Annotated in this window: 8 protein-coding genes; 3 read left to right on the forward strand and 5 right to left on the reverse strand. The window is 59.1% G+C overall.

Going from position 1 to position 6901, the window contains the following annotated elements; translation table 11 throughout:
• Window positions 1–241 precede the first annotated feature (241 nt).
• From Q1V60_RS07290 to Q1V60_RS07305, 4 genes are all read right to left on the reverse strand, one after another.
• Window positions 242–637: a type II toxin-antitoxin system VapC family toxin gene (locus Q1V60_RS07290; RefSeq protein WP_300628808.1), complete on the reverse strand. Its 396-nt coding sequence runs from the start codon at window positions 635–637 to the stop codon at window positions 242–244.
• A complete protein-coding gene (locus tag Q1V60_RS07295; RefSeq protein WP_300628809.1) occupies window positions 634–891 on the reverse strand; it encodes an AbrB/MazE/SpoVT family DNA-binding domain-containing protein in 258 nt (85 codons plus the stop codon). Before Q1V60_RS07295 ends, Q1V60_RS07290 begins: the two co-directional genes overlap by 4 nt.
• A 169-nt stretch (window positions 892–1060) precedes the next feature.
• The gene (gene ppnN / locus Q1V60_RS07300; protein WP_300628810.1) at window positions 1061–2434 is read right to left on the reverse strand and encodes a nucleotide 5'-monophosphate nucleosidase PpnN; all 1374 of its coding nucleotides are present in this window, start codon (window positions 2432–2434) and stop codon (window positions 1061–1063) included.
• 149 nt (window positions 2435–2583) lie between these two features.
• Window positions 2584–3408, reverse strand: coding sequence for an aspartyl/asparaginyl beta-hydroxylase domain-containing protein (locus tag Q1V60_RS07305; RefSeq protein ID WP_300628811.1), 825 nt, complete (start codon window positions 3406–3408; stop codon window positions 2584–2586).
• 273 nt (window positions 3409–3681) lie between these two features.
• On the opposite strand from Q1V60_RS07305, the gene fabV reads away from it, so the two are divergent.
• Both fabV and Q1V60_RS07315 read left to right on the forward strand, forming a co-directional pair.
• Window positions 3682–4875 carry an enoyl-ACP reductase FabV gene (gene fabV, locus Q1V60_RS07310; protein ID WP_300628812.1) on the forward strand — a complete coding sequence of 398 codons (1194 nt, stop codon included), beginning with the start codon at window positions 3682–3684 and terminating at the stop codon, window positions 4873–4875.
• Window positions 4876–5028: 153 nt separating this feature from the next.
• Complete coding sequence (locus Q1V60_RS07315; RefSeq protein ID WP_300628813.1) at window positions 5029–5652, forward strand: HAD family phosphatase; 624 nt, start codon at window positions 5029–5031, stop codon at window positions 5650–5652.
• Here the strand turns inward: Q1V60_RS07315 and Q1V60_RS07320 are convergent.
• Window positions 5649–6554 carry a LysR family transcriptional regulator gene (locus Q1V60_RS07320; RefSeq protein ID WP_300628814.1) on the reverse strand — a complete coding sequence of 302 codons (906 nt, stop codon included), beginning with the start codon at window positions 6552–6554 and terminating at the stop codon, window positions 5649–5651. The two genes, Q1V60_RS07315 and Q1V60_RS07320, sit on opposite strands and share 4 nt — an antisense overlap.
• A gap of 103 nt (window positions 6555–6657) precedes the next feature.
• On the opposite strand from Q1V60_RS07320, the gene Q1V60_RS07325 reads away from it, so the two are divergent.
• Window positions 6658–6901 (forward strand): aminotransferase class III-fold pyridoxal phosphate-dependent enzyme (locus tag Q1V60_RS07325; protein WP_300628815.1); only part of this gene is annotated, 244 nt, incomplete at its 3' end.

A 6901-nucleotide genomic window follows, 5' to 3' on the forward strand; every position in this document is an offset into this window, starting at 1 on the left:
GGCACACGACTGGAAAGTGGCAATGAATCAATTTGCGATCCTGTACGGAGACCGATTTACCAGACCGAGCTGGTAAAACAACGGCCTGCCTGACGGCAGGCCCTAACCAGCCCGAACACAAAAAAACTGATACTCCCGAGCGAGCATGCTCGCGAAAAAACCACAGGCACCGCGTGCTGCCTGAATGCTTGCATAATCATCAGCGTTTTTTGCGAGCAAGCCCGCTTCTGCAAAAGACGGCCTAACCGATCCGTTTCATCCCCGCTGCCTTGGCTGCGTTCAGGTCAAAGGTGGCGGTGTACTCGCAGCCCGCCGCGTGGGCGCAGCGTTCGATCAGGCAGTCGGCAAAGTCTGCCTTGTTCGCAATGAACTTGCGCAGGGCCTGCCAGATAACGTCGGCGTGCTCAACCGTGAGTTCGCGGGTGTGCAGCAGGGTTTCCAGCACCATCACCACGTCGCTTTTGGCCGATTGATAACAGGCCTGCAGTACCCACACCAACTCCACGATGGTCACCAGGCTGACAAAGCCCGGTGACGCAGCGGTGAGTGATTCGATCAGTCTGGACGCCTTGGCTGATTGCACCGGCTCGTCCTGGGTGACATAGCGCACCAGCACGTTGGTATCCAGGCCGATCATCCGGCTTTAGCCCCTTGCGCCGCGATGGCGCGGTTCATGTCCTCGATGGACACGGTAGTGTCGGGCTTGCGAATCAGTCCCTTGAGGTCGGTGACGGTTTTACTCGCGGCGATCATGGAAAACTTGCCGTCTTCCATTTCGACGAATTCCACCCGGTCGCCTGTTTCCAGGCCGAGGGCTGTCCTGACTTGGACAGGGATAGTGATTTGCCCTTTTGAAGTCAGTGTTGCGGTTGCCATAGTGAAGATCTCCATCGTGATATTCCTTACCTTAGGGTAAGGAATAATGGAGGACAATATCCGTTGGTCCATAGGTCGCTCGCAGGTGTGGTGAGTCGGTAGTGGAAACCCTGGCCCGAACGCTTGATCCCCACACCTTTGGCCCTGCGCCAAACCGATACAAACTATGACCGACCGCGTCGGCTCACTGCACCACGCGGTAGCACGGCACATACGCCGCGCCGCCCGGCAATTTCATACGGTGCTGGGCGACGAATGCCTTCAACAGTTCATCCAGCGGTTTCATGATCGCCGGGTCGCCGTGAATCTCATACGGGCCGTTTTCTTCGATTAGGCGAATGCCTTTGTCCTTCACGTTGCCCGCCACGATCCCCGAAAACGCGCGTCGCAGGTTGGCCGCCAGTTCATGGGGCGGCAGCGCATGGCTAAGTTGCAGGCTGGCCATGTTTTCGTGGGTCGGGTCGAAGGGGCGCTGGAAACCTTCGTCGATCTTCAGCAGCCAGTTGAAGTGGAACGCATCGTTGCGCTCGCGACGGAACTGTTTCACCGCCTTGAGCCCTGCGGTCATCTGGCGCGCGACTTCGGCTGGGTCGTCGATGATGATCTGGTAGTGCTTCTGCGCCGCTTCGCCGAGGGTAGCGCCGACGAACGCGTGCAGTTGTTCCAGGTAAGGGGCCGCATGTTTGGGCCCGGTCAGCACGACCGGGAACGGTACGTCGCGGTTGTCCGGGTGCATCAGGATGCCCAGCAGGTACAGGAATTCCTCGGCGGTGCCGGCGCCGCCGGGGAAGATGATGATGCCGTGGCCGACCCGCACAAAGGCTTCGAGGCGTTTCTCGATGTCCGGCAGGATGACCAGCTCGTTGACGATCGGGTTTGGCGCTTCGGCGGCAATGATGCCCGGCTCGGTCAGGCCCAGGTAGCGGCCGCCTGTGATGCGTTGTTTGGCGTGGGAAATGGTCGCGCCTTTCATCGGCCCTTTCATGACGCCGGGGCCGCAGCCGGTGCACACGTCGAGGCTGCGCAGGCCCAGTTCGTGGCCGACTTTCTTGGTGTATTTGTATTCTTCGGTGTTGATGGAGTGGCCGCCCCAGCACACGACAATCTTCGGCTCGACACCCGCGCGCAGCGTACGGGCGTTGCGCAGCAGGTGGAACACGTAGTCAGTGATGCCTTGGGAGTTGCTCAGGTCGATGCGCTGGCTGTCCAGCTCGTTCTCGGTGTAGACGATGTCGCGCAAGGCGCTGAACAGCATTTCGCGGGTGCTTGCGATCATTTCGCCATCGACGAAAGCGTCGGCTGGGGCATTGAGCAGCTCCAGGCGCACGCCGCGGTCCTGCTGGTGGATACGCACTTCGAAGTCTTTGTAGGCGTCGAGGATGGTCTTGGCGTTGTCGATATGCGCACCGGTGTTGAGGATCGCCAGGGCGCACTGGCGGAACAGGGCGTAGATACTGCCGCTGCCGGCTTCACTCAGTTGCTGGACTTCACGTTGGGAAAGGGTTTCGAGGCTGCCCTTGGGGCTGACGGAGGCGTTGATCACATGACGTTGGGGCATTCTGATTCCTTGAAAGCACAGCCACCGCACCCACGAGAGGCGCAATGGCTTGAGAATGATGCGCGCCGTATACGGTCGCACGAGACGGTTATTTACCTCAGGCGCAAGGCCGAGCGCAAATTCCGTCCAGCACCATCATGCCGCAGAACTTACTGGATCAGCTTCCAGTTTTTGTAGAAAACCCGACGCAGAGTGAACACCAGGCCGGCAAAGCCCGAAATCACGGCGTTGAGCACGGAGGGCACCAGGGTCGGTCGCACAATATCAATGAACAGGCAGTAGCGTTTCGCGTCGTTCTTGTTGAAGGAGGCGTGCATCAGCGTGTCATCGAAGATAAACAGCGGGTCGTTGTGCCAATAGTGCTTGTGCTTGCCCACCTGGATGTACACGCCCTCGTGGTGCGGCGCCGGCGCCATGTTGTAGAGCACGCGGAACATCATGCGCAACGGGCCGAAATGGAAGGACGTCGAGCGGTTCTCGTTGAACACCGACACGCCGATGGTTTTCACAAATGGCAGTTTCTTGCGCAGTTGCGGGATGTCCAGGGTGGTTTCGATGGGGCGGCCGTACCACTGGAAAAACAGCATGCCGCGTTTCTTCTCGGCCATGCGCTCGTCCAGGTAATCGATGATTTCTTCCTTGCGGGTCATGGCGTCGTCGATGACGTGTTGCAGGTCTTCACGCCAGGCGGGCGGCAGGTCTTGCATTGTGTAGACATGACGGTTGCGGCTGCTCAGCAGGTCGAACAGCGTGTTGAACGGCGCCAGAATCCAGGTGTTACGGCCGTTGCCGATGAAGTATTTCTTGATGGTGGCGCGGTCGTACAGGCCATTGCGCAAAAAGTCATAAACACCGCAGAACAACACCAGCAGCAGGAACGCCAGGCTGATGTGCGGAAAAACGTCCATAAACAGCAGAACGCCGACCACCCAGGCAAGGGATACCAGCTTTTTGCCAACCGCATTTTTGCTCATGGAACCTGGCTCCAAACACGAAACATATTGAAACAATATCGTCATGATAAGGCTTTATGGCGCGCACGGGCGTTTTTTAAATGGAGCGAAATTGTTAAGCCCTCTCAACATTCGTATCCGTTGCCGGCAAGCTGACGTGTTGTGGATTGAATTTTGAGAACAGAAGATTTGCGACTATCGTGACGCTTCGGTTTTTCAGACGTCATAGACCGGTACGATTGAAGTTGAATGGCCACCATTGGCCTTCGGCACCTTGGAAGAGGCAGAATTTTTATGATCATCAAACCGCGGGTTCGTGGCTTTATCTGTGTGACGGCTCACCCTGTTGGCTGTGAAGCGAACGTCAAAGAGCAGATCGACTACGTGACCAAGCATGGCGCCATCGAAGGCGGCCCGAAAAAGGTGCTGGTCCTCGGCGCTTCCACCGGTTACGGCCTGGCCGCGCGCATCAGTGCCGCGTTTGGCTGCGGCGCTGACACCCTGGGCGTGTTTTTTGAGAAAGAAGGCGAAGAAGGCAAGCTGAGCTCCGCCGGCTGGTACAACAGCGCGGCGTTCGAGAAGTTTGCCGTGGAAAAAGGCCTGTACGCCAAGAGCATCAACGGCGACGCGTTCTCCGACGAGATCAAGCGCCTGACCATCGAAACCATCAAGAAAGACCTGGGCAAAATCGACCTGGTTGTTTACAGCCTGGCCGCGCCACGTCGTACCGATCCGCAAGGCGTGGTGCACACCTCCACCCTCAAGCCGATCGGCAAGGCTGTGACCCTGCGCGGTATCAACACCGACAAGGGCGTTGTGGTCGACACCACCCTTGAGCCGGCCACCCAGGAAGAAATCGACGGCACCGTGAAAGTGATGGGCGGCGAAGACTGGCAACTGTGGATCGACGCCCTGCGCGACGCCGATGTGCTGGCCGAAGGCGCCAAGACCACCGCGTTCACTTACCTCGGTGAGAAGCTGACCCAGGACATCTACTGGAACGGTTCCATCGGCGAAGCCAAGAAAGACCTCGACAAAAAAGTCCTGACCCTGCGCGAAAACCTGGCGGCGTTGAAGGGCGATGCTCGTGTGTCGGTACTCAAGGCTGTGGTTACCCAGGCCAGCTCGGCGATTCCGATCATGCCGTTGTACCTGTCGTTGCTGTTCAAGGTGATGAAAGAGCAGGGCACCCACGAAGGCTGCATCGAGCAAGTCTACGGCCTGTTCAAGGACAGCCTGTACGGCAGCGAGCCGAAGCTGGACGCTGAAGGCCGACTGCGCGCCGACCTGGCCGAGTTGGAGCCCAAGGTTCAGGACGCCGTGGCGGCGCTGTGGAACCAGGTTACCGACGAAAACGTCAACGACATCAGCGATTTCGCCGGTTACAAGGCTGAGTTCCTGCGCTTGTTCGGTTTTGAAGTCGACGGCGTCGATTACGACGCAGACGTGAACCCCACCGTCAAGATCAACGGTCTGGTCCAGGCTTAAACGCGATCAACAATGTGGGAGGGGCTTGCCGCTCCCACATTTGATTTCACAGGCCCTTCTTTTTGGGAAGCGTCCTACCCGTCATTGCGTCCCACGACTGCGCTCACTCTGCCAGACTCCTGCGGCAATCAAGCCACGCTGACGGAGGATCTGATGACGATTCGTGCTGTAGTTTTTGATTTCGGCGGTGTTCTGTTCGACTGGAGCCCGCAGCACCTGTACCGCAAGCTGATTGCCGACGATGCAGAGCGGCAGTGGTTCCTCGACAACATCTGCACCCAGGCCTGGAACACCGAGCAGGATGCCGGTCGTACCCTGGCTGAAGCCACCCGCAGCCTGATTGCCCAACACCCCGACCACGAAACCTTGATCCAGGCTTATTACGAGCGCTGGCACGAGATGTTGCGCGGTGTGTTGCCGGAAGGGGTCGCGATTCTCACCGCGTTGCATCGAGCGAATATGCCGTTGTTCGGGCTGACCAACTGGTCGGCGGAAACCTTTCCCTATGCCCTCGAGCACTATCCGTTCCTGCAATTATTCCGCGACATTGTCGTATCGGGCCAATTGAAGCTGATCAAGCCTGACCCGGCGATCTACCGTGCCAGCCTCGAACAGGTCCGCGCCCATTTGCCGGATATCCAGCCTGGTGAAGTGGTGTTCATCGACGACGTTGCCGGGAATGTCGACGCGGCTATCGCCCTTGGCTGGCAGGGTATTCACCATGTTTCGGCCGAGCGCACCGCCGCGCGTCTGCGCGAGCTGGGCGTGGGCTTCTAGCGCGCCCACTTGTGCATGGCAAAGTCGACGAAAGCGCGCAGTTTGGGCAAGCGGTAACGGTCCGGGCGATACAGCAGGTGCATGGGCCGGCTGGGCAGTTTATAGGTGGTTAACAAGGCCACCAGCTTGCCGCTCTCAAGGTCCGGTTGCACCAGGGCATCGGCCAGCATGATGATGCCCATGCCGTTGACCGCCGCCTGGCGTAAGCCTTGCGAGCTGTTGATGGTCAATGAGCCGGACACAGGAACCTCCACCTCGCCTGCATCGCCGGTCATGCGCCACAGTTTGTCGGTGTCGCGCCAGTTATCGTTCGCCGGATAGGCGAACGCCAGGCAATCGTGCTGCCGCAGGTCGTCGGGCGTCTGCGGTGTGCCACGGCGCGCCAGGTACGCAGGTGACGCACAGAGCGTGAGGGTGTAGGGCTGCAGCGGCCTGGCGATCAGGCTGGAAGTATCCAGTTCGCCCAGGCGGATCGCCACGTCGAAGCCGCTGTCCACGAGGTCCATCCGCTCATTGCTCAGCACCACGTACAGGTCGATAAGTGGGTAGCGCTGGGAAAATTCGCTTAAGGCCGGCACAAGGCGTTCGGTGCTGAACACGGGCGGCGCAGTGATACGCAGGGTGCCTTTGGGGGTTTCGCTTTGGATCTGTTCGGCCAGTAGCTCGGAATCGGCCACCAGCCCCAATACTTCCAGACAGCGCTGATAATACTGCGCGCCAAATTCCGTAAGGTTCTGTTTGCGGGTGGTGCGTTTGAGCAGGCTGACGCCTAGCCGTTGCTCCAGCGCACGCAAGTGGTTGCCGACCATGGTGGTCGACATCGCGCATTCCTGGGCGGCGGCGCTCATGCTGCCGGTTTCCACGATTTTCACGTACACCGACATCGCCTGGAACAGATCCATTATCAAGCCCTGCTTCAAAGTTATTGCACAAAAGCGCAGTTTATCTACTGAGAGTGGCTAACGATACTGCAACCCTCTCAACGATTTACTGGAGCACGCCACCATGACCGCCGCCTGCCTGATGAGCACCTATCACCCCTTGGCCCTGAGCTTCAGCCGTGGCTTGGGCACGCGTCTGTGGGACCAGCAGGGCCGCGAATACCTGGACGCGGTTGCCGGCGTGGCCGTGACCAATGTGGGCCATTCCCATCCCCGGCTGGTAACCGCCATCAGCGAGCAGGCCGGGTTGCTGTTGCACACCTCCAACCTCTATAGCATCGACTGGCAACAGCGGCTGGCCCGGCGCT

The sequence above is a fragment of the Pseudomonas sp. genome (assembly GCF_030147005.1).
Lineage (GTDB): Bacteria > Pseudomonadota > Gammaproteobacteria > Pseudomonadales > Pseudomonadaceae > Aquipseudomonas.

Bases quoted from the DNA above. Each gene is read 5' to 3' on its own strand.
- Q1V60_RS07290 (WP_300628808.1), bottom strand. From the start codon at position 637: ATGATCGGCCTGGATACCAACGTGCTGGTGCGCTATGTCACCCAGGAC.
- Q1V60_RS07295 (WP_300628809.1), bottom strand. From the start codon at position 891: ATGGAGATCTTCACTATGGCAACCGCAACACTGACTTCAAAAGGGCAA.
- ppnN (WP_300628810.1), bottom strand. From the start codon at position 2,434: ATGCCCCAACGTCATGTGATCAACGCCTCCGTCAGCCCCAAGGGCAGC.
- Q1V60_RS07305 (WP_300628811.1), bottom strand. From the start codon at position 3,408: ATGAGCAAAAATGCGGTTGGCAAAAAGCTGGTATCCCTTGCCTGGGTG.
- fabV (WP_300628812.1), top strand. From the start codon at position 3,682: ATGATCATCAAACCGCGGGTTCGTGGCTTTATCTGTGTGACGGCTCAC.
- Q1V60_RS07315 (WP_300628813.1), top strand. From the start codon at position 5,029: ATGACGATTCGTGCTGTAGTTTTTGATTTCGGCGGTGTTCTGTTCGAC.
- Q1V60_RS07320 (WP_300628814.1), bottom strand. From the start codon at position 6,554: ATGGATCTGTTCCAGGCGATGTCGGTGTACGTGAAAATCGTGGAAACC.